A 23,290-nucleotide genomic window follows, 5' to 3' on the forward strand; every position below is an offset into this window, starting at 1 on the left:
TTTTTCGCATCTTGAATGGTTACGGCTGTTTTTTCCAAAACTCGAGTCGGGCTTGGAGTTGTTTCTCAAAACCGCGTGGACTCGGCTCGTAAAAGACCGGTTTTGTGCGCGCTAAGTTTTCCGGCCAATAGCTTTGTTTCACGTAAGCATGAGGAAACTGGTGCGGGTATTGATAAGCGACACCATTTCCGAGTGCTTCTGCACCGGGATGATGGGCGTCACGAAGATGCGGTGGGACCGGTCCACCGTCCGAACGTCGTACGAGAGCGAGCGCCTTGTCGATTGCTGTGATGACGGTATTTGATTTAGGTGCCGTCGCCAAATACAATACGGTTTCAGCGAGCGGAATCCGTGCTTCCGGAAAACCGACGTATTCACACGCGCGAGCACAAGCGTCGACAATCAACAGGGCTTGTGGATCCGATAGCCCGATGTCTTCTGCGGCATGGACGTACAATCGTCTGACGATGAAGCGAGGACTTTCGCCCGCTTCAATCATGACGGCGAGCCAATATAATGCTGCGTCCGGATCGGATCCACGGATTGATTTAATGAAAGCCGAGATGACATCATAATGGCGGTCGCCGTCTTTATCGTATTTCAATGCTTTTTGCTGAATCGATTCTTCCGCGACGGCGAGGTCAATCGTGATTTCACCGTCGACTTCCGGAGTCGTCAAGACGGCGAGCTCGAGTGCATTTAGCAAGGCGCGATAGTCGCCGTCGGATAGTTTAACGTAATGATCAATCGCTTCATCTGTAATCGAAATCGGATATTTTCCGAGACCGCGGTCTTTATCGGCTAACGTTCGGTTAAGCACGACACGTAAATCGTCTGCGGTCGGTGGTTCGAACCGAAAGACGGTCGCCCGAGAGAGTAAAGCGGCGTTGACTTCGAAGCTTGGATTTTCCGTCGTCGCCCCGATTAAAGTGATCGTACCTGCTTCAAGAGCGGGGAGCAACGCGTCTTGCTGCATTTTATTAAAACGATGGATTTCATCTAAAAAGAGAATTGTTTTTTGATCATCAAACTGCAAACGAGACTCCGCCGCCTTTAAGACGTCGCGTAATTGGTCAAGTTTTGCGGTGACGGCATTCAACTGTTCAAAAGCCGACTTCGTGTAACTCGAGATGACGCGTGCGAGTGTCGTTTTCCCTGTTCCCGGTGGACCATAAAAAATGACTGTCCCGAGCCGATCGGCAAGGATAGCGCGACGTAAGAGGGTCGTCTCTCCAATTAAATGCCGTTGGCCAACGATTTCGTCCAGTGACTGAGGACGCATCCGGTTGGCGAGCGGTCCAGCAGGATATTTTGATTCAAATAAATTAGCCATAGGTAGCGTTCCTTCTTTCCACGTGGATTCAGCTCCTACTATACTAGAAAGGATGTTATTTCGCATGATGAAAATCTCGACGAAAGGCCGGTATGGTCTGACAATCATGATCGCACTCGCTAAAGGAGGCGAACAAAAGCCGTTATCCTTAAAAAAAATTGCGCAAATGTATAATCTGTCGGAGCATTATTTGGAACAATTGATTGCCCCGCTCCGAAATGGTGGGCTGGTCAAAAGTGTCCGTGGCGCTTACGGCGGTTATAAGTTAGGGCGTAAAGCGGAAGAAATCACGGCCGGCGATATCATTCGTTTGCTTGAGGGACCACTCGTAGTTGTCGAAGGGGACAATTCTGATGAAGTGACGAAACGAAAATTATGGGATAAAATCCAAAGTGCAGTCGATCAAGTACTGGATTCGACGACATTAAAAGATTTAGCGGAAGACGATGATACTGGATATATGTTCTATATATGAAAGGTGAGACGAAATGATGTATTTTGATCATGCGGCGACAACGCCAATGCACCCTGATGTACTCCAAACAATGACTCCATATATGCTCGAGCAATTCGGGAATCCGTCGAGCGTCCACGCGTTCGGTCGTTCCGGCCGGGCGGCGATTGACGCGGCACGTCGGACAATCGCGAGTGAACTGAATGCCAAACCAAATGAAATCATCTTCACGGCGGGGGGAACGGAGTCGGATAACTATGCGATTTTGGGTGCCGCGATGAAACATCAAGACAAGGGACAGCATGTCATCACGACACGCTTCGAACACCATGCCGTCCTGCGTGCGTTCGAAGAACTCGAAAAACGTGGGTTTGACGTGACGTATTTAGAAGTGCCGGAGTCGGGCGTCGTCACGGTCGACGCACTCGCGGCAGCGCTTCGCCCGGATACGATTCTTGTTTCGGTCATGTTCGGAAACAATGAAGTCGGGACACTGCAACCAATCAAGGAAATGGGCCAGTTATTAAACAAACAAAACATTCTCTTTCATACGGATGCGGTCCAAGTCTTTGGCAAGCTGAGTCTCGACGTCGAAGCATGTCATATTGACCTATTATCGGCATCAGGTCATAAAATCAATGGACCAAAAGGTGTCGGGATGCTCTACGTCCGAACAGGCGTCCAGTTAGAAGTGCAGTCGTACGGTGGCGAACAAGAACGGAAGCGTCGCGCGGGAACAGAAAACGTCGCTGGAATCGTCGGTTTCGCAAAAGCCGTTCAATTGATCGTAGCAGAACGTGACATACTGAAAGCCCAGTCGGAAGACTTGCGTCGCCTGTTACTCAATCGTCTCGAGGCTAGTTCGATTTCCTATGAACAAAATGGGCATCCAGGACTGCCGCATATCGTCAATCTCTATTTCCCGCGTGTCGAGATTGAACCGTTTTTAATCATGCTCGATATGCGCGGAATTGCCGTCTCGAGCGGGAGTGCCTGTACGGCAGGTTCCATTGAACCATCTCACGTGTTGTCCGCGATGTACGGTGAAAATGACCGGACGCGGCAATCGGTCCGAATTAGTTTCGGCCGTGGAAATGATGCCGGGCAAGTCGAACTACTCGCACAAGGATTGATAGATGTCGTAAAATCGTTTCAGAACAAATAAGAGGTGAAAGCAATGAATACAAGAGCAAAAGCGCCAAGTGAGACGACAGTCGTCGTCGGAATGTCTGGCGGCGTCGACTCGTCCGTCACAGCACACTTGCTGAAAGAACAAGGGTACAACGTCATCGGAATCTTCATGAAAAACTGGGATGATACGGATGAAGACGGTTTTTGTACAGCGACGGAAGACTATGAAGATGTGATCGCGGTCGCCAATCAAATCGGCATTCCGTACTATGCAGTCAACTTCGAAAAAGAATACTGGGACAAAGTCTTCACGTATTTCTTGAATGAATATAAACTGGGTCGGACACCGAATCCGGATGTCATGTGTAACAAGGAAATCAAGTTCAAAGCGTTTCTTGATCACGCCATGCGTCTCGGGGCGGATTTTGTCGCGACAGGTCATTACGCGCGTGCGGTCTATGAAGACGGGGAACACAAGTTACTCCGTGGGGTCGATACGAATAAAGACCAAACGTACTTCTTGAACCAACTGTCACAAGACCAAATTGCGAAAGCGATGTTCCCGATCGGTCACATGGAAAAGTCAGAAGTCCGGAAAATCGCGGAAGAAGCGAACTTGGCGACGGCGAAGAAAAAAGATTCGACCGGTATCTGTTTTATCGGGGAACGGAACTTTAAACAATTCCTCAGCCAATATCTCCCGGCACAACCAGGCGAAATGCGGACACTCGACGGAAAAGTCATGGGACGTCACGATGGTTTGATGTATTACACGATGGGACAGCGTCATGGGTTAGGGATTGGCGGAGACGGAGAGCCTTGGTTCGTTGTTGGAAAAAATCTTGCGGATAACGTCTTGTTCGTTGATCAAGGCTTCCATAATGAACTGCTCTACTCGGAAGGATTATATGCGTCGGACATCAGCTGGACGGCACCACTTAAAGTCGGCGATACATTCCGGTGTACGGCGAAGTTCCGCTACCGTCAAGAAGACTCAGGCGTGACTGTCCGCTTGCTTGAAAATGGACGTCTTGATGTTGCCTTTGACGAACGCCAACGGGCAATTACACCAGGACAAGCCGTCGTATTTTATGATGGTGATGTCTGCTTAGGTGGCGCAACGATTGACGAAGCGTACAAAGCGGGCGAACGTCTTACGTATCTTGCATAAGGGAGAGAACACGATGAATTATAACGAAGTAGGATTCAGACATTTAGAAGCGGGAAATTACGAACTGGCTGCGCAAGCCTTCAACGATGCGATTGAAGAAAACCCGAATGATCCGACGGCATATGTCAACTTGGGAACGTTGCTTCAATCGATGGATGATGCAGACCGGGCATTACGCTTTTATGAAAAGGCGCTGACAATTGACCCGACGTTCGCCAGTGCCCACTATGCAAAAGGGGCATTGTTCTTTGCGGCAGAGCAACTGGTCGAGGCAGAAGATGCCTTGCGGCTCGCCTTACTCCATGGACTTGATGACGCCGATCTACACTTCATGCTTGGTCTGACGTATCAAAAGCTCGGCGATCCTGTCCGGGGAATTCCTCGCTTGAAACAAGCGACGGAATTGAACGGGGTGGACGTCGAAATTGCTTTCCAATACGGCCTTGCGCTCGCACAAAACGAACAGATCGAAGAAGCGGCAGAAATTTTCGAGCAAGTCCTGTTGTTAGAAGAAACGCACACGGACGCACGCTATAACTATGCGATTGCCCTTGCATTTCTTGGTCAGCAAGAAGCGTGTTATACGGAGCTCGAGACGGTTCTTGAATATCAACCGAATCATACGCTTGCGCAAGATGCGAAAGCGAAAATGGATTCTTTGTTGAAATAAGGTCAATGAATGGGTCTGACTCATAAGTCAGACCAGCATCAAGCCGTGTGACGGATGTTTCCGTCCTTCAACAATCAAATGGCCGATGATCCCACTTTTCAAGGGACCATCGGCCATTTTTGTGCAATTTCTTATCGTTCAAGAGGGTTTAATACTTGCCTGTGTCATGCGACCGCTTTAAAGCGCATTCCGTCTCTGATCGTTTTGAAGATTGCGTTAGTTTCCGACTTCACGTACGACGCGTTGCGGCGGACCAGAAAAGTCTTCGTACGCCTCGTCCATATTTTTTGTATAGAGCTCAATCACATTTTGTTCAGTATCTTTAAAATAAGCGGAGTATTCTTTATCATTCGAAGTTTCTTGTTCATCCCATTCTCGAATCTTAACGGCAATATCTGCTTCCCGTAAGACGTTCAGAGCGTCCTCGAATCGGTTTTTTTCAATGTAAAAGGCGCAGTGGACGTGAGTCCCTCCTTCATCATAAAGCGAATCCCACTTCGTGACCGGTAGATTTTTCACAGTTCGTTCCTCGAGTGTGAAATCTCGTTTGAGCCAGAGTCCAAGTCGCGTGTTTCCGCCAATATAGAGCCATGTCGCCCAAACGCCGTCTTGCGTCGCTTGTTCTTTACTTGGTTCCGCGTCATCTGGAGCCCATTGCTCGACAATCGGTATTCCGAGCGTCCCATGCCAAAAGTTGACAGCGCGTTCCATATCCTCTACTTCAAGTACTAATTCACATAAACCAGCAATTGGTAATCGTCCCACATGCTTCTCCTCCAATTCAATTTTTAGTTCAAGTTCACTTTCCCTGATTTTAAATCGATTAAACGAGTGCTATGATGATGAGAGCGTAGTAAATCGTAGTCTTTTAGAAAGTAGGTGGAGTGATGGAGCACCCTCATCAAGTCGTCGGTCGTGTTAAACGTGTGCTCTTCTCCTCCGAAGAAGAAGCGCATTCCATCGTATTGGTGGCTGTTAAGGAAAAAAACTTTGAATTGAAAGAAACTGAACTCGTCGTGACGGGAACGGGAGTCGGGATTGAACTTGGCGGTACGTATCAGGCGTTTGGCCGTTTAGTGGACCATCCACGGTTTGGTAAACAATTAAAGGCAGAATTAATTCGCCGTTCTGTCCCGATGACGAAGCATGCCGCTGTCCGCTTTTTGACGAATGGATCGTTTACCGGCATTGGTCCGAAAACAGCGAAAAATATCGTCGAGGCACTTGGCGAGGATGCGATTGATGTCATCTTAAAAGATAGCCGTGCCCTCGATCGTGTGCCTGGACTTAAACAAAAACAAGCTGACGTCATCTTCAGTCGACTGGCAACGCTCTATGGCGTTGATCAATTGATGTTGTTTTTGGCACCGTTCGACGTCACGCCGAAACTTGCAGCTAAAATTTATGCGGCGTACGAAGGGGATGCGATGGCGCGGATTCGTGAAAACCCGTATTCCTTGATGTACGAAGTGAGCGGGATCGGTTTTAAGACGGCCGATCAAATTGCCTCCCATCTCGGCTTGATTGGTCTTCACCCGGAACGCGTTGCAGCGTCCGTCATGCACATACTTGAGCAAGAGGCAGGGGAAGGACATGCTTTTGCGACAATTGATTCATTGTTGCAGCGGGCACCCCGCCTGCTAGGCGAAGACCCAGGAGAACGACTCGAACAGGCAATCGAGTTGTTGTTGACAGAAGATAAAGTAAAACTCGAAGAAGGCTGTCTGTATCTGCCGACGATTTATTATGCGGAAGTCAGGGCGGCAAAAGAGCTGGCACGCGTCATGGCGAATGGAGCAGAGCAAGAAGTCGATGTCGCGACGATCTTAACGGCAATCGGTCAGCTCGAAGAACGTTTCGGAATGGAATATGCGACGCAACAACGAGAAGCGATTGAACTGGCCGTCAAAGCACCATTGATGGTCTTGACCGGTGGACCGGGAACCGGTAAAACGACGGTCATCAAAGGAATCTTACATGCCTTACAAGAAATCCATGATTGGCCGCTCGAAAAAAGTCAAGTCAAATCAGGTGATGTGTATCCGTACGTTCTCGTCGCACCGACCGGGCGTGCTGCAAAACGATTGTCGGAAGCGACCGATGTTCCGGCGATGACAATTCATCGGCTGTTGAAATACGACGGCTCAAATTTTCAATTGAATGAAGATCAACCAATCACCGGAAAAGTGTTGATCATCGATGAATCATCGATGATTGATATCTACCTCTTGTCGAGTCTCCTTCGCGCCGTGCCGAACGGGATGAAAATCTTGTTCGTTGGTGACCGGGATCAACTGCCGTCGGTCGGTCCGGGACAAGTTTTGGCTGATTTAATGGATACGGACGGGATTCCGGTCGTACGACTCAATGTCGTACACCGTCAAGCGGAGGATTCGTCGATTTTACGATTGGCTCATGATTTGAAAAATCGGGTCACATCAGCTGATTTATTGGCACCGTTATCGGACCGCCGTTTTTATTCACTTGCTCCGCAGGAATCATTACGCGGGATTGCCGCCTTCGCTGAAAAAGCGTTAGCAAAAGGCTACTCGAAGTTCGACGTCCAAGTCCTCGCCCCGACATATCGCGGACAAGTCGGGATTGATGAACTCAATCTCGCGCTGCAAAATGTCTACAATCCGGAAGCACCGAAAAAACGGGAAGTGAAGCAAGGGAATCGGCTGTACCGGAGTGGAGATAAGATTCTTCAGCTCGTCAACAATGCGGAAGAAAATGTCTACAATGGTGATATCGGCGAAATCGTCAACATCTTTTTTGCGAAAGAAAACGTCGATAAAGTCGATAAAATTATCGCGCGGTTCGACCAGACGGAAGTCGAATACAATCGCAGTGACTGGGACCAATTCACACATGCCTATGCGATCACGATCCATAAAGCCCAAGGGTCGGAGTTTCCGATCGTTCTGATGCCGGTCTTCTTTACGGGCGCCTTTAAGCATTCGAGAAACTTAATTTATACGGCCGTGACCCGTGCGAAAACAAGTTTGTTGTTGTTCGGAGATCCACGCGCCTTTCACAAGGCATCACAAGAAGAAGAACCTCGTCGACGGACGCGGTTGATTGAACGTCTGGGTGGTGCGACAAAGACTTGACGGAATACGTTGGATAGGTAATAATCACGTTAGATGAATGGACGCAAAACGTTGATAGAAGATAAGTAGAGTGATGCAATCATGACGAAGAGAGAGATGGATTTGCTGCAACCATCTCCATGATGAATCATTTGAAGCTCCTTCTTGAGTCGAGTGAAAACACTTGCGGTTAATCCCCGTTATTGGATTTTTCGAGGTAACATCCGTAACAGAGGATGTTGCGAACGAGGGTGGTACCACGAGAGCGATGCTTTCGTCCCTTTCCTAGGGGATGATGCATCGTTTTTTTTGCGTTCAGGATGAACTTATTAATTAATTGGGGGTATTTTCGATGAAACCATTAAAACCGTTGACTGGCGCACAAATCCGTCAGATGTATCTCGACTTTTTCCAATCGAAAGGTCACGCTGTGGAACCGAGTGCTTCTCTCGTACCAGTGGAAGATCCAACATTGCTTTGGATTAACTCAGGTGTCGCGACATTAAAAAAATATTTTGATGGACGTGTCATCCCAGACAATCCACGAATCGTCAATGCACAAAAATCGATCCGGACGAACGATATCGAAAACGTCGGTAAAACGGCACGTCACCATACGTTTTTTGAAATGCTCGGTAACTTTTCAGTCGGTGATTACTTCCGTGAAGATGCGATCAAATGGGGCTGGGAACTCTTAACGAGTGACGAGTGGTACGGTCTAGATCCAGAGTACTTGTCTGTTACGATCCATCCGGAAGACGATGCGGCACGCCAAATCTGGCTTGAGCTCGGTGTTCCGGCTGAACGGATCATTCCGCTCGAAGATAACTTCTGGGAAATCGGTGAAGGTCCATCTGGTCCGAACACGGAAATTTTCTTTGATCGTGGTCCAGACTTCGGTGACGACCCGAACGATTCAGAACTCTACCCGGGTGGCGAAAATGAACGTTATCTTGAAATCTGGAACATCGTTTTCAGTCAGTATAACCATGATGGAAACGGGAACTACACAGAACTTCCACGCAAAAACATTGATACAGGAATGGGTCTCGAACGGATGGCTAGTGTCTTACAAAACGTGCCGACGAACTTCGATACGGACTTGTTCATGCCGATCATCCATAAGACGGAAGAAATGAGTGGTAAAAAATACCGTGATGACGCGAAGCTGGATGTAGCATTCAAAGTCATCGCTGATCATATCCGAACAGTTTCGTTTGCGATTGGCGACGGCGCATTGCCATCGAACGAAGGACGCGGGTATGTCCTCCGTCGTTTACTTCGCCGGGCAGTCCGCTATGCGAAGATGCTTGGAATCGAACGTCCGTTCATGTACGAGCTCGTGGATACGGTCGGTGGCGTCATGGTTGACTTTTACCCACAAGTTCCAGAGAAGGCGGACTTCATCAAACGTGTCATCAAGAATGAAGAAGAACGTTTCCATGAAACATTACAAGATGGTCTCGCGATTTTAAATACGGTCGCTCAGACGGCTAAAAATAATGGAGAGCATACGATTAGTGGGGAAGATGCATTCCGTCTTTACGACACGTACGGTTTCCCCCTCGAATTGACAGTCGAATATGCAGAAGATCATCAAATGGCAGTTGACGAAGAAGGCTTTAAACGGGCGATGGATGAGCAACGTAAGCGGGCCCGTGCGGCACGTGAAGATGGCGGATCGATGCAACAGCAATCTGAAGTTCTTGCGACATTGACGGTACCAAGCCGGTTCGTCGGTTATACGGATGTGAAGACGGATGCAACGATCGTCGCATTGCTTCATGATGGAGAACATGTCACGGAAGTCGCAGCAGGCGAACAGGCACAAGTCATTTTAGACATCACGCCGTTTTATGCTGAGAGCGGTGGTGAAGTCGCGGATACAGGAACGATTGAAGGAAAAGATTTCGTCTTAGACGTCAAAGACGTACAAAAAGCACCGAACGGTCAAAACTTGCATACGGTCATCGTTCGGACGGGGATTGCACTCGCGGACGCTTCAGTCATCGCAGAAGTCGAAGGCGCAGCACGTAAAGCCATTACGAAAAACCATACAGCAACACACTTGTTGCATAAAGCACTAAAAGATACACTCGGCACGCACGTCAATCAAGCAGGATCACTCGTGTCAGCAGATCGTCTCCGCTTTGACTTCTCTCACTTTGGTGCAGTCACGGCAGATGAACTAAAAACGATTGAACAGGATGTCAATCAGGCAATCTGGGCATCGCTGGCTGTCGATATCGAAGAAATGAACATCGCCGATGCAAAAGCAAAAGGGGCAATGGCACTGTTCGGTGAAAAATATGGTGAAACGGTCCGCGTCGTATTGGCAGGAACGTATTCAATCGAATTATGTGGCGGGATCCACGTCAAGAACACGGCGGAAATCGGTCTTTTCAAAATTGTTTCTGAATCAGGTATCGGTGCTGGTACACGTCGGATTGAAGCGGTCACAGGAGCTGGTGCATATCGTGTCATGAATGCGCATCTTGAGACGCTCGAACAAGCAGCACGTGTCCTGAAGACGAAAACGACGGAAGTTCCGAGTCGAATCGAAGCGTTACAAGTTCAATTACGTGAGACAGAACGCGCAAACGAATCACTCCAAGCAAAACTTTCGAATATCGAAGCAGCATCACTTAAAGATGACGTTGAACTGATCAATGGTGTCCAAGTCCTTTCGAAACGTGTCGATGTGTCTGATATGGATGCATTACGTGGGATGATGGATGAATTGAAAGGTTCACTCGAGTCAGCAATCATCGTCCTCGGCAGTGCGCAAGGCGACAAAGTGAACCTCGTCGCAAGTGTCTCGAAAGACTTAATCGACCAAGGTTATCATGCCGGGAAATTGATTAAAGAAGTTGCGACACGTTGTGGCGGCGGTGGCGGTGGTCGCCCCGATATGGCCCAAGCAGGCGGGAAAGATGCTTCGAAATTAAATGAAGCGTTGGCGTATGCTTCACATTATGCGCAATCACTGGCATAATAGAAAAGTAGTGTAAATGAAAGAGGTGATTAACGTGAGTCAGATGGATCAAACGATGAAATTTAATTTTCCGGAAGACGATAGTAAAGCAGCGACACGGGAAGTGTTGTTGACGGTCTATCACGCTTTGGAAGAGAAAGGATATCATCCAATTAATCAGATCGTCGGATACCTTCTATCTGGGGATCCTGCTTACATTCCTCGTCATAATGATGCACGTAATCTAATCCGTAAGATTGAACGAGATGAATTGCTTGAAGAACTCGTCAAATCCTATCTGTCGGAGAGTGGAGACAAAAAATGAAGCGTGCGATCGGACTCGATGTCGGTTCGAAGACGATTGGAGTCGCGGTGAGTGATTTGATGGGCTGGACGGCGCAAGGCGTCGAGACCGTCAAATGGACAGAACCCGATTATCCTGTCGCCTTCAAGCGACTAGAGGCAATCATTAAAGAGTACGGTGTCGAAATCATCGTCATCGGACATCCGAAAAACATGAACGGTTCGATTGGTCCGCGAGCAGAAGCAAGTGAAGCGTTCGCGCGTGAAATCGAATCAGCGACAGGACTTTCAACAGTTCTCGTCGATGAGCGTCTCACGACGATGCAGGCAGAGCGTATGTTGATCGACGCAGATGTCAGTCGAAAAAAACGAAAACAAGTCATCGATAAGATGGCGGCAGTCATGATCCTACAATCGTATTTGGATCGGGCGAACCGGTAAAGGAGGAAATGAGATGTCTGAAGAAAAGCGCCAGTATCTCTTTCCGGATGAAGACGGTGGCGAACATCTTTTCGAAGAATGGTACCGTTATGTCAGCGAGCGAACAGGGAAAACGTATCTGTTCCTCGAAATGATAGGGAATCCAGAAGATGGCGCAGATGATTTAATCATCTGTGAGATTGATGAGTATGGAGAAGGCGACGATGATTTTGAATTGAGCCTGATCGATGAAAATGATGAGCAGACTTGGGATGAACTCGAGACTGCATTAAAGGAGCGGATGAATGATGCAACAGAATGAACCAACACGTTACGTAATTCCAGATGGTGAAGGTAATGATTTCGAATTTATGGAGCGGTTACGTTATGAGAGCCCACGCTCAAACAAAACGTATATCTTCCTCGAGCCAGTCGGTGCTGACTACGACAACGCGGAAGAAGTCGACATCTTCGTTTACGAACTAGACGAGTATGGCGACGGAGACAATGACTTCAATCTTGTTCCGATCGAAGAAGATGACACGGAAACGTGGGATGAAATCGAAGAAGTCTTCAATACATTAGAAGACGAGCTTGAATAACCGACTCGTGTATAAGGTGATGTCGAAGGAGCAATGCTCTTTCGAGGTCACCTTGTTTTAAGAGAAAAAGGAGGAACCGATGGAGAACGAATGGAAGCACAATGCTGAAATCGAAAACAAGCGCCGCCGGACATCACGCCGGATTACGCTCATCATCCTTTCAGTGTTATTCACGATTTTCTTAGTAGCAGGTGCGGCAATCTATATCTTTTTAAAAAATTCACTCGAACCCGTCAACGCGGACGCAACAAAATCCGTGAAAGTCGAAATTCCGTTAGGTGCTGGAACAAGTACGATTTCAAATATCCTAAAGGACAAAGAATTGATTGCAAATGAAACGATTTTTCGCTATTACGTTCGCTATAAGAATGAATCGTCATTCCAAGCGGGAACGTACACGCTGACGCAAGCGATGACACCGGACGAAATCATCAATAAGTTGAAAACCGGTAAAGTCATGAAAGCAGCAGATGTCAAGATGACGATTCCTGAAGGGATTACGATGGATCGGCAAATCGCCGTGATTGCAAAAGCAACGGGCTTTAAGCAAGAGGCTGTTCGTAAAGCACTGACGGATCAAACGTACATCAACAGTTTGATTGAAAAGTATCCGATGTTAACGGATGAAGTGAAACAAAAAGGAGTACTCTACTCCCTTGAAGGTTACTTGTTCCCGGCGACGTATGAATTTGATAAAGGGAAAAACATCAATCAAATTGCTGAGACGATGCTTGACGAGATGGAAAAAATTTATGATGCAAATGCAGATGCGATTAAAGAATCAGGAATGACATTCCATGAAGTCCTCAGTCTTGGATCGATGGTTGAACGTGAAGCGGCAACAGCGAAAGACCGCCGTGAAATCGCTGGCGTTTTCAAAAATCGTCTTGATGATGGTATGAAACTTCAGTCGGATCCAACAGTCTGGTATGGTACGGGGGAAAACACGGCATTAACGACATTGAAAGATCTTGAGAATAACTCGAAATACAATACGTATAAATATGAGGGGATTCCAATCGGTCCGATTTCAACAGTCAGTAAAGATTCCGTACTCGCCGTACTCAATCCGAATAAAACAAAGTATGTTTATTTCTTTGCTCGGCCACCGAGTGAAAAAAATCCAAAAGGACAGATTCTTTACGAAGAGACGTATGAAGAACATCAACGTAATGTCGTAAAGTATAAACCGGAATGGGTTGAATACGAAGCAAGTAAAGAGCAATGAGCATCGGGTTGGTTTGGGACGAGTATTTTCGTTCCAGGTCAACCTGTTTATGCGGAGAAGGAGTAGTTCGAATGAATGAGTTTACAGCGTATGTTGAAGCAATGATTAAGCCACGTGATTCGCTACTCGAAGAGATGGAAGCATATGCTAAGGAACATCACATCCCAATCATTGAATTGACGGGGTCAGAAGTGTTATTATCCTTGCTGACGCTACAACAACCAAAGCGGATACTCGAACTCGGGACGGCAATTGGATATAGCGCGATTCGAATGGCACGTGCATTGCCGAACGCACGCATCACGACAGTCGAACGAAATGCAAAACGGTATGAAGAGGCAAAAGCATTCATCGCCCGGTCAGATGTCGCGGACCGAATTGACATCGTTTTTGCAGATGCAGTAGAATTAGCCGAAACCCTTGACCAAGAGTTCGATGCAATCTTCATCGATGCGGCGAAAGGGCAGTATAAAAAATTCTTCAACGGTTATGGGCGGCTTGTGCCAATAGGCGGGATTTTATACACGGATAATCTGTTTTTACATGGTGATGTTTTAGAAACAGATCCAAAAACGTTTGATCGAAGAAGACGACGACTCGTCCGTCTCGTCAAGGAATTCACAGTCTGGATGATGGAACAAGAACAATACGATACGACGATTTTTCCACTCGGAGACGGTGTTTCCGTAAGTCGAAAAATCAAGTCGGAATGATGGAGGAACAAAATCAATGCAAAAACCGGTTGTAATTGGCGTTGCTGGAGGTACGGGATCAGGAAAGACGACAGTCGCACGCTCACTCGTCGCAGCTTTCCCGAGCGAATCGATCGTCATGATCGAGCAAGATGCTTACTATAAAGATCAAAGTACACTCTCGATGGAAGAAAGATATCAAACAAATTATGACCATCCGTTTGCATTCGATAATGATTTGCTGATTAACCACATCAAATCGTTACGTGAAAACATTGCGGTCGAAAAACCTGTTTATGATTACGTTGCGCATACGCGAGCGGAGGAGACGATCAAACTCGATCCACGTGATGTTATCATCGTCGAAGGAATCTTAGCGCTTGAAGATGAGCGTTTACGGGAATTGATGGATATTAAAGTGTTTGTCGATACAGATGCGGACGTACGGATTTTACGACGGATGCAACGTGATATCAACGAACGTGGTCGATCAATCGACTCGGTCGTCGAGCAGTATACGAATGTCGTCCGTCCGATGCATCTTCAGTTTTGTGAGCCGACAAAACGCTATGCAGATATCATCGTTCCGGAAGGTGGAGAGAATCATGTCGCGATTGATCTCCTCGTAACGAAGATTCGTGCCATACTCGATTATCGAACAGCACTTGATGAAAGAGGATATTGATTCCAAAAAAGATGTGAATATACTATACTAGTGGAATAAAAAGGAGCGTGACAAAAATGGCAGAAAAACAGTATTATATGACGCTTGACGGTAAAGCGAAAATTGAGAACGAGTTAAACGAACTGAAGTCAGTCCGCCGTAAAGAAGTAGTTGAAAATATTAAGATTGCACGATCTTTCGGAGACTTGTCTGAGAACGCAGAATATGATTCAGCGAAAGAAGAACAAGCGATGGTCGAAGGACGAATTGCACAACTTGAGGAAATGCTACGTAACGTAGCAATTATTTCTGAAGAAGAAAAGGATATTTCGGTCGTTAGTATCGGAACGACGGTCACATTCTTGATTCTTGAAGATGATGAAGAAGAAACGTACACGATTGTCGGAAGTGCAGAAGCGGATCCGTTCACAGGTAAAATCTCGAACGAATCACCAATCGCTAAAAGCTTACTCGGACATAGTGTAGGTGAGAAAGTATCGGTACAGGCTCCAGGTGGAGATTTCGCTGTAAAAATTACATCGATTAAATAAATAAAACGATGAAGCCGGAGCAATCCGGCTTTCTGTATGATGGAGGAATGAGTATGCCAATCGCTATCATTGGAGCAATGGAAGAAGAGGTCAACTTACTTCGGAATGAACTTTCTGAACGAAAAGACACGATGATTGCTAACTATCATTTTTATGAAGGTTTGTTGAACAGTGTGCCAGTCGTCATCTTGAAATCAGGCATCGGGAAAGTGAATGCTGCGATTGGAACGACATTGTTACTGGATCATTTTAAACCTAGTGCCGTCATCAATACGGGTTCTGCTGGTGGATTTAAGGCAGGGCTGACTGTCGGTGACGTCGTCGTCTCGACAGAAGTCCGTCATCATGATGTCGACGTGACAGCATTCGGATATGAATATGGACAAGTACCGGGTATGCCAGCTGCTTACGTGGCAGACGAAAAACTTGTCGCGACAGCTGAAGCCGTCATCGAACGGATGGAGTCGATTAATGTCGTTCACGGTCTAATCGTGACAGGAGATTCCTTCATTCATGATACAGAGCGCTCGACACTTATTAAAAAGAACTTCCCGGACGTCGCAGCAGTTGAAATGGAAGCAGCACCGATCGCACAAGTCTGTCATCAATTCGATGTTCCTTTCGTCGTAACACGTTCGATCTCGGATAGTGCAGATGAGGAAGCTTCACTCTCATTTGATGAATTTTTAGAAATTGCGTCGATTAACTCTGCGAAGATGGTCATGGAAGTTGTACGAACGCTAGCAGATTCTGAAGCGTAAGGTAGACGGAGGAGGGCCCTGATTGAAGGGACCCTTCTTTTTTCTTTGACAAAAAAGGATTAACGCTTTATATTAGTACCAGATACTAATACTAAAGGAGCGACCACATGAATATCGGGATTGTAGGACTAGGGACGTCATTACCAGAACGTCGAATTACAAATGATGATTTAGCGAAAACGCTTGATACGAGCGATGAATGGATTCGGACACGAACGGGAATCGGTGCAAGACGGATTGCAACAGACGAAGTCGATGTAACGGATTTAGCGACAGAGGCCGCTAAACAAGCATTGATCGATGCGGACCTAACAGCAGACAATATCGGATTGATTGTCGTCGGAACAGCGACGGGACGTGCCTTTCCTTCAACAGCCTGTATCGTTCAGGAACGGTTAGGGGCGCTAGGCGCGACGGCATTTGATGTTAGTGCTGCCTGCAGCGGCTTCATTTTCGCTCTTCAAACAGCATCAAGCATGATGGAGACGACGAACTCTAAATATGCGCTTGTCATTGGGGCAGAAAAAATGTCGAGCATCGTCGACTGGTCAGACCGGTCGACAGCAATTTTATTTGGAGATGGTGCGGGTGCAGTCGTCCTCGGACCAACAGAACAGCAAGGGTTGAATGCGTTTGAACTCGGAACGGATGGGCGAGGAGCGCATCTGTTGTTTAAAGAGTTGGATGGGCCAATTGAAATGAACGGACGAGAAGTGTTTAAATTTGCCGTTCGAAAATTACCAGAGATTGTCGATAAAGTCATTCAAAAAGCGAACGGATCGTTGGAATCACTTGACTTATTGATTCCGCACCAAGCAAACTTACGGATTATCGACGCGGCACGCGAACGATTAGGCATCGATGAAAAGAAAGTCATCGTCACAATTGATGAACATGCAAATACATCAGCGGCTTCGATTCCGTTGGCTTTAGAAGAAGCGCGGCGTCAAGGGCGACTACAGCCGGGAACGACACTCGTTCTCGCAGGCTTTGGTGCCGGATTGACTTGGGGAGCTTCTTACATTACTTGGACTAAAGGGGAGAACATATAAGATGACGAGAAAACGAGTAGTAGTTACTGGTATGGGTGCACTAACACCGATTGGAAATGATGTGGATACATTTTGGAATGCATTAAAAGCAGGTGAAAACGGGATTCGTCCGATGGAGCGACTTGATATCGATGAGTATCCAACAAAAGTGACGGGTGAGTTACAAGGGTTTGATATTACAGAATTCATCGAAGCAAAAGAAGCACGCAAGATGGATCGATTTGTTCACTATTCACTGGTCGCAAGCATGGAAGCTGTCAAAGATGCAGGACTTGATGTCAAGTCGAATGCTGAACGTACAGGCGTATGGATTGGTTCAGGGATTGGTGGCGTGGAGACGATTGAAAAACAAGCGAAAATCTACTTTGAGCGCGGACATCGTCGTGTCAGCCCGTTCTTCATTCCAATGATGATTCCGAATATGGCTAGTGGTCAAGTTTCGATTTATACAGGAGCGAAAGGTCCAAATAACTGTTCTGTCACTGCCTGTGCTTCAGGTACGAATGCAATCGGTGAAGCGTTACGCGTAATCGAACGTGGTGATGCGGATGTCATGATTGCCGGTGGGGCGGAAGCACCAATCACGAACTTAGCGTTCGCCGGTTTTTGTGCGAACAAAGCGATGTCGACAAATCATGACCCGAATACAGCGAGCCGTCCATTCGATGAGGGACGCGATGGATTTGTCATGGGAGAAGGGGCAGGCATTCTCGTCCTTGAAGAATACGATCACGCGATTGCTCGTGGAGCAAAAATCTACGCAGAGGTCAGTGGATACGGTCTGACTGCAGATGCGTATCATATTACTGCTCCAGATCCGGATGGTGATGGAGGCGCACGTGCGATGGCGATGGCGATTCAAGATGCGAACATCGAGCCAACTGCTGTTCAATATATCAATGCGCATGGTACGAGTACGCCGATGAATGATGTTCTGGAAACGAAAGCCATTCATACGGTCTTCGGAGAACATGCAGCGAAACTCGCTGTGAACTCGACGAAATCAATGATCGGTCATTTACTCGGTGGTGCAGGTGGCGTCGAGGCGATTGCAACAATCAAGTCGTTGCAAGAACAAACGGTTCACCCGACGATTCATCTCGAACAACCAAGCGAAGGCTGTAATTTAGATTACGTTCGTGAAGGTAGCAGAGCATGGGACGTCGAGTATGCAGTAAGCAATTCGCTCGGTTTTGGTGGGCACAATGCATCACTCGTCTTTAAGCGGTACCAGCAAGCATAATTCTTGAAGGATTGCGCTCTAAACCGCCTGCATGCCCGGTTTTCCGTCATAGTATTACCTAAAAAGTGTCATATTTCGTTGACTCCTACGGGAAGAAGTGCGTGTTTAACGCACTTTCAGGGGCAGGCAAGACCCTGCTCGTGTCCGTGAGGACCAAGGAGCAACAGCTTGCGCAACGCCCGAGGAAAGCAACGAAAAAAATGCTTTATCTCTTGATAACACTTTGTCTACAGCCTGGAGCGACCTACTGTCAATAAGACAGTAAGGTCGCTTTTTTGGTTGAATTCTGTTTGAATAATAGAGTCACTTTAAAAATAAAAGGGGAAAAATATGTCTAAGCAATTTAAACTGTTTGTTTTAATGTTTTTAGTAATCGGAGTAATCATTAGTGGATTCGTTGTGTTTCAACAAAACACAACAGAGGAAGCCTCTACAAAAAAGCAACAACAGCATATGACAATCATTGAGTCATCGATGCCACGAGTACCGGATATTGCACAGGCAACAGATAATCGTTCACAAACGTTGCTTGCACAATTATATGAAGGACTATTTGTGTTTACTGGCGGTCCATCTGTCCGAAAAGGTCTCGCCCGAACGATGACTGTTTCGGATAACGGCTTGACGTACACGATTGAACTAAAAGAAACAAAGTTCGTTGACGGTACGCCAGTCGAAGCGCAAGATTTTGTTGATAGTTTTCAACGTGTTGCTTCAAATGAGACAAATTCACCATATGGTTTTTTATTTGAAGTTTTTAAAAATGGACGACAAGTCAATGATGGCGAACTCCCACCGAATAAACTTGGTGTTAGAGCAGAAGGAAAATCAACGCTAATCATTGAATTAAATCAGCCGGTTTCGGATTTATCACAATTACTGGCCATGTCTGTCTTTTATCCACAACCTGAAGTAAGCGAATGGTCGGATTTGAATGAAAATGGTCCATTTAAAATGCGTGAGATGAAAAAGGCATCCTACATGCTTGAAAAAAATGATCATTATCATCAAGCGACTGTGGTTCAGCTCGATACCGTCAAAAGTATCACCGCTAAAAGTATGTCAGATCAGGTGACAGCATATCGAAATGATCAGGCAGACATGTTGCCATTAATTGAAGGATTTGATACAAATCTTTTGATGGGGGACGAGCCTACTTATCAAAAAAGTCGGAGCGGAGTCTTTTATCTGGCCTTTAATATGAACGACCCATTATTTAAAAGTCGAAATGCCCGTCAAGCCATCTCTTCTACACTGATGAATCAACAAACACTGAACTTGCCGCTCGGATTATCAGGGAAACCGACGAATCGTTTTGTAGTAACGGCGAGTGACTGGATTTCTCCACCTCAAGAGCAAACAACGACAAAGTGGAAACAGGCAACTAAGAAAAAAGTGAAGGTTGAATTGTTGAATTTTGATGATCAAAAAGCATTGGAGCTAGGGAAAACAATTGAAAAAATTCTTGAAAAGCAGCTGCCTGGAATCGATATTGTTACTAAAAATGTAGATATCGAAGATAAAATACGCCTTGAACAATCTGGCGATTTTTCCATGACGCTGACAGGCTGGATGCCTGACTACCCAGGTCCTCTCGCATATTTAAATCAATTCGTATCCGATAATCCTTTGAATAAAGTAAATTACAATTCAAAAGAATATGACAAATTGATTAAAGAAACAAGAAATGTAAAGACAATAAAAGAAAAAACTGTAGGTTATCGAACTGCTGAAAAAAAATTGATTGAAAAAGATGCGGTCATTATTCCACTTTATCAGACAACGGAAAATATGTTGGTAAAAGAAGGGATAAACGGCTTGACGGTGCCAATTTATGGACCTGAATATTTGCTTCGAACAGTAAAGAAATCGAATTAATCAATTAAGGAAGGACATGGGATGCACCCATGTCCTTCTTATTTTTTTGAAAAAATATTTAGAAAAATCGGATAAAAGCTTTGCAAAATTATCAGAACATTGTAAACTATTTGTAACGGAGAGTTTTGTTCGGCCAAAAAGTACTACTTTTTTTCGGACAAAAACTTTAGATTACTAGCTTTGGAAATTTTAGGGGGGTCATCGTATCATGAAAAAGAAAAGTTTTGCACTCGCTACCTCGGTAGCGCTCGTATCAAGCGCATTCCTTGCTGCTTGTTCGACGACTGATTCAAATGATTCATCGGGCGATAACGGTTCGGACAAAAAATCAAGTGAGCAGACGCTTAACCTGATCGAAAGCGCGGATATCCCGACGCTTAACCCAACAACTTCTACGGACGCTGTTTCTTTCAACGTCTTGAACAACACGATGGAAGGTCTTTACCGTTTGGATGACAAGCAACAGCCAACACCAGGTATTGCAGAAAGCCATACGGTTTCTGACGACAAATTGACGTACACGTTCAAGCTACGTGATGCTAACTGGTCTGATGGTACACCAATCACTGCAAAAGACTTCGAGTACGCTTGGAAAGAAGTGCTTAACCCAGAAAACGCATCGCAATATGCGTACGTATTCTACAACATCGAAGGTGCTGAAGAATACAACACGAAAAAAGGCGAGCGTGACGCGGTAGGCGTTAAAGCAGTTGATGATAAAACGTTCGAAGTAAAATTAAAATCACCTGCAGATTACTTCCTCGGATTGACTGGATTCGGTCCATTCATGCCGAAATCGGAAGAACTTTCGAAAGAAATCGGTAAGGGCTTCGGTACGACAGCTGACAAATCACTTTACAATGGACCATTCAAGTTAACAGAATGGACACGTGAACAAGGCTGGAAAATGGTTAAAAACGATAACTACTGGGATAAAGATAGCGTCAAATTAGACACGATCAATGTTAAGGTCGTAAAAGAAATTTCGACTGCTGTTAACCTTTACGAAAAAGGGACGATCGACCGTACAGGTCTTTCATCTGAATTCGTAGCTCAGTATCAAGATAATAAAGAATTTGAAACTAAAGGTGAATCAACAATCTTCTACCTTTACTTGAATACGAAAGTTGAAGCACTCGAAAATGAAAAAATTCGCCGTGCGATCGACATGGGATATAACAAAAAAGGAATCACGGATGTCATCCTTGCAAACGGATCACTTCCAGCAAACTATCTTGTACCAAAAGACTTCGCGAAAGATGCTGACGGAAAAGACTTCCGTGAAAAGTATCCAACATTCAACGAGTTCAATGCGGATGAAGCGAAAAAACTTTGGGAAGAGGGCTTAAAAGAAATCGGCAAAGATTCAGTCGAACTTGAGCTTCTTAACTATGATAGTGATGATGCGAAGAAAATCGGTGAGTTCTTGAAAGGCGAGCTTGAAAAGAACCTTCCAGGTATGAAAGTCACAATCAAGCAACAACCGTTCAAAAACAAACTTGATCTTGAAAACAAAGGCGACTTCGAATTCTCATTCGCAGGCTGGGGTCCTGACTATCAAGATCCAATGACGTTCCTCGATCTCTTCTTGACTGATGGACCATATAACCGTGGTGACTGGTCAGATCCAGAGTACGACAAACTCATCAAAGATGCACAAACACAAACGGATGCAGCAAAACGTTGGTCTGAGCTTCAAGAAGCAGAGAAAATCCTTCTTGATTCTGCGGGAATCTCACCTGTTTATCAACGTGGACGTGCGTTCCTCGTTAAACCATACGTAAAAGGTGTTGTCGAGCATAACTTCGGCGCAGACTTCTCTTACAAATGGGCTTCGATCGAAGGTAAATAAAATGTCAAGAGAGCGTCTCTAGTGTAGAGATGCTCTCTTTTTTTGACAAAAGGTCCCATACTCTTTACACAAAGAGCACGGGACCTTTTTTAATGAAAGAATTGATTATTTTTTGACTTTAGCACGTTTGCGTTGGAGCCCCATGGCTTTTTCTACTTTAGCAAGTTTACGAGAAGCGACGAGGTCAGCTTTTTCACGGCCTTGATCTAAAATGACATCGAGTTCTTCTGAATCGATTAACTCATAATAGCGCTTTTGAATCGGCTCGAGCTCGGCAATGATTGCTTCAGCAACATCTGCTTTGAACACGCCATAATTTGAACCTTCGTATTTCGCTTCGAGCTCGGCGATGGAGATATTAGCGAGTAGTGAATAGATTTCGAGTAAGTTTGAGACACCCGGTTTGTTTTCCCGATCGAACTTAACAATTCCTTCCGAATCCGTCACGGCCGACTTAATTTTTTTACGGATACTAGCTGGTTCATCGAGCATCGTGATGTAGCCTTTTGGATTCGTATCTGTTTTAGACATTTTTTTCTCTGGTGTCGTCAAACTCATGATACGAGCACCTGTTTCTGCGATGACTGGCTCAGGCATTTTAAAGGTCTCATAGTACCGGCTATTGAATCGTTGTGCTAAGTCGCGTGTCAACTCGATGTGTTGTTTTTGATCTTCACCGACAGGGACGAGTTCCGCATCATATAAAAGGATGTCAGAGGCCATTAACGTCGGATAGACGAAGAGACCTGCGCCAATCCGCTCTTTTCCTTGTGATTTATCTTTATATTGCGTCATGCGTTCAAGTTCACCCATACCTGCTAGGCACGTTAACATCCATCCGAGCTGCGCGTGTGCTTTGACTTCTGATTGGACGAAAATCGTCGCTTTTTCTGGGTCGAGACCACTTGCAATATACAGTGCAGCGAGGGCACGTGTATTGTTCATCAACTCGACACGGTCAATCTCGACTGTGATCGAATGGAGATCGACGATACAATAATAGGCATCATGCTCATCTTGTAAGTTGACAAAATGCTTCATCGCCCCAATGTAGTTTCCTAGCGTGACTGTACCGGTTGGTTTAATACCTGAAAAAATCGTTTTCATAATCGTTTCCCTCCGAAAATAGAATAAAAAAAGATGACTCGTCCCTTGAATAATCAAGGGACGAGTCATCGCGTTGCCACCCAAGTTGCTATGATAATAGCCGCTCTAAACT

At 45.9% G+C, this 23,290-nt stretch carries 22 protein-coding genes and 1 other annotated feature (1 of these 23 only partly in view); of the genes, 19 read left to right on the forward strand and 3 right to left on the reverse strand.

All coding sequences use genetic code 11. The features are described 5' to 3' along the window. Nucleotides 1–19: 19 nt before the first annotated feature. The gene (locus KNP98_RS02715; protein ID WP_214766470.1) at nt 20–1,333 is read right to left on the reverse strand and encodes a replication-associated recombination protein A; all 1,314 of its coding nucleotides are present in this window, start codon (nt 1,331–1,333) and stop codon (nt 20–22) included. Between the two features lie 67 nt (nt 1,334–1,400). Here KNP98_RS02715 and cymR point away from each other — a divergent pair, with 67 nt between their 5' ends. The 4 genes from cymR to KNP98_RS02735 are packed head-to-tail and all read left to right on the forward strand — an operon-like array spanning nt 1,401 to nt 4,759. After that, nucleotides 1,401–1,808: a cysteine metabolism transcriptional regulator CymR gene (cymR, locus tag KNP98_RS02720; protein ID WP_088838504.1), complete on the forward strand. Its 408-nt coding sequence runs from the start codon at nt 1,401–1,403 to the stop codon at nt 1,806–1,808. Nucleotides 1,809–1,821: 13 nt separating this feature from the next. Next, nucleotides 1,822–2,952, forward strand: coding sequence for a cysteine desulfurase family protein (locus KNP98_RS02725; RefSeq protein ID WP_214802172.1), 1,131 nt, complete (start codon nt 1,822–1,824; stop codon nt 2,950–2,952). A 12-nt stretch (nt 2,953–2,964) separates the two neighbouring features. Beyond that, nucleotides 2,965–4,089, forward strand: a complete 1,125-nt coding sequence (gene mnmA, locus KNP98_RS02730; protein ID WP_029331022.1) for a tRNA 2-thiouridine(34) synthase MnmA — start codon at nt 2,965–2,967, stop codon at nt 4,087–4,089. Further along, nucleotides 4,043–4,759, forward strand: a complete 717-nt coding sequence (locus KNP98_RS02735) for a tetratricopeptide repeat protein (RefSeq protein ID WP_235195163.1) — start codon at nt 4,043–4,045, stop codon at nt 4,757–4,759. Before mnmA ends, KNP98_RS02735 begins: the two co-directional genes overlap by 47 nt. A gap of 216 nt (nt 4,760–4,975) precedes the next feature. On the opposite strand, the gene KNP98_RS02740 is transcribed toward KNP98_RS02735, so the two are convergent. After that, nucleotides 4,976–5,524 carry a VOC family protein gene (locus tag KNP98_RS02740; RefSeq protein WP_088837511.1) on the reverse strand — a complete coding sequence of 183 codons (549 nt, stop codon included), beginning with the start codon at nt 5,522–5,524 and terminating at the stop codon, nt 4,976–4,978. Between the two features lie 122 nt (nt 5,525–5,646). Here KNP98_RS02740 and recD2 point away from each other — a divergent pair, with 122 nt between their 5' ends. The 15 genes from recD2 (at nt 5,647) to KNP98_RS02815 (ending at nt 22,071) form a co-directional block, all read left to right on the forward strand. Then, nucleotides 5,647–7,872: an SF1B family DNA helicase RecD2 gene (gene recD2, locus KNP98_RS02745; RefSeq protein ID WP_088837510.1), complete on the forward strand. Its 2,226-nt coding sequence runs from the start codon at nt 5,647–5,649 to the stop codon at nt 7,870–7,872. A gap of 331 nt (nt 7,873–8,203) precedes the next feature. After that, the gene (gene alaS / locus KNP98_RS02750; protein WP_214810651.1) at nt 8,204–10,846 is read left to right on the forward strand and encodes an alanine--tRNA ligase; all 2,643 of its coding nucleotides are present in this window, start codon (nt 8,204–8,206) and stop codon (nt 10,844–10,846) included. A 34-nt stretch (nt 10,847–10,880) separates the two neighbouring features. Further along, a complete protein-coding gene (locus KNP98_RS02755; RefSeq protein ID WP_029331017.1) occupies nt 10,881–11,150 on the forward strand; it encodes an IreB family regulatory phosphoprotein in 270 nt (89 codons plus the stop codon). Further along, nucleotides 11,147–11,569 carry a Holliday junction resolvase RuvX gene (gene ruvX, locus KNP98_RS02760; protein WP_029331016.1) on the forward strand — a complete coding sequence of 141 codons (423 nt, stop codon included), beginning with the start codon at nt 11,147–11,149 and terminating at the stop codon, nt 11,567–11,569. Before KNP98_RS02755 ends, ruvX begins: the two co-directional genes overlap by 4 nt. A gap of 13 nt (nt 11,570–11,582) precedes the next feature. After that, the gene (locus KNP98_RS02765; RefSeq protein ID WP_029331015.1) at nt 11,583–11,870 is read left to right on the forward strand and encodes a DUF1292 domain-containing protein; all 288 of its coding nucleotides are present in this window, start codon (nt 11,583–11,585) and stop codon (nt 11,868–11,870) included. Next, nucleotides 11,857–12,150, forward strand: a complete 294-nt coding sequence (locus KNP98_RS02770) for a DUF1292 domain-containing protein (protein WP_029331014.1) — start codon at nt 11,857–11,859, stop codon at nt 12,148–12,150. The genes KNP98_RS02765 and KNP98_RS02770 overlap by 14 nt, the downstream gene beginning before the upstream one ends. Before the next feature lie 79 nt (nt 12,151–12,229). Then, nucleotides 12,230–13,378 carry an endolytic transglycosylase MltG gene (gene mltG, locus KNP98_RS02775; protein WP_088837508.1) on the forward strand — a complete coding sequence of 383 codons (1,149 nt, stop codon included), beginning with the start codon at nt 12,230–12,232 and terminating at the stop codon, nt 13,376–13,378. A gap of 71 nt (nt 13,379–13,449) precedes the next feature. Then, nucleotides 13,450–14,091 carry an O-methyltransferase gene (locus tag KNP98_RS02780; RefSeq protein ID WP_029331012.1) on the forward strand — a complete coding sequence of 214 codons (642 nt, stop codon included), beginning with the start codon at nt 13,450–13,452 and terminating at the stop codon, nt 14,089–14,091. Nucleotides 14,092–14,107: 16 nt separating this feature from the next. Continuing rightward, nucleotides 14,108–14,755, forward strand: coding sequence for a uridine kinase (gene udk, locus KNP98_RS02785; protein WP_214766460.1), 648 nt, complete (start codon nt 14,108–14,110; stop codon nt 14,753–14,755). Between the two features lie 56 nt (nt 14,756–14,811). Next, nucleotides 14,812–15,285: a transcription elongation factor GreA gene (gene greA, locus KNP98_RS02790; RefSeq protein WP_088837506.1), complete on the forward strand. Its 474-nt coding sequence runs from the start codon at nt 14,812–14,814 to the stop codon at nt 15,283–15,285. Between the two features lie 53 nt (nt 15,286–15,338). Further along, on the forward strand, nt 15,339–16,046 hold the full coding sequence (gene mtnN / locus KNP98_RS02795) for a 5'-methylthioadenosine/S-adenosylhomocysteine nucleosidase (protein WP_029331009.1): 708 nt from the start codon (nt 15,339–15,341) through the stop codon (nt 16,044–16,046). Nucleotides 16,047–16,153: 107 nt separating this feature from the next. Further along, complete coding sequence (locus tag KNP98_RS02800) at nt 16,154–17,098, forward strand: beta-ketoacyl-ACP synthase III (protein WP_214810652.1); 945 nt, start codon at nt 16,154–16,156, stop codon at nt 17,096–17,098. 1 nt (nt 17,099) lies between these two features. Continuing rightward, nucleotides 17,100–18,341, forward strand: coding sequence for a beta-ketoacyl-ACP synthase II (gene fabF, locus KNP98_RS02805; RefSeq protein ID WP_088837503.1), 1,242 nt, complete (start codon nt 17,100–17,102; stop codon nt 18,339–18,341). Nucleotides 18,342–18,671: 330 nt separating this feature from the next. Then, a complete protein-coding gene (locus KNP98_RS02810; protein ID WP_088837502.1) occupies nt 18,672–20,219 on the forward strand; it encodes a peptide ABC transporter substrate-binding protein in 1,548 nt (515 codons plus the stop codon). Nucleotides 20,220–20,427: 208 nt separating this feature from the next. Beyond that, nucleotides 20,428–22,071, forward strand: coding sequence for a peptide ABC transporter substrate-binding protein (locus KNP98_RS02815; RefSeq protein ID WP_088837501.1), 1,644 nt, complete (start codon nt 20,428–20,430; stop codon nt 22,069–22,071). Between the two features lie 105 nt (nt 22,072–22,176). Here KNP98_RS02815 and trpS read toward each other — a convergent pair whose 3' ends face one another. Further along, nucleotides 22,177–23,181, reverse strand: coding sequence for a tryptophan--tRNA ligase (trpS, locus tag KNP98_RS02820; protein WP_239456910.1), 1,005 nt, complete (start codon nt 23,179–23,181; stop codon nt 22,177–22,179). A gap of 50 nt (nt 23,182–23,231) precedes the next feature. Beyond that, nucleotides 23,232–23,290 (reverse strand) — a binding site (T-box leader) (it continues 150 nt past the right edge of the window).

This window comes from Exiguobacterium sp. s127, assembly GCF_018618695.1.
GTDB classification, from domain to species: Bacteria; Bacillota; Bacilli; order Exiguobacteriales; family Exiguobacteriaceae; genus Exiguobacterium_A; species Exiguobacterium_A oxidotolerans.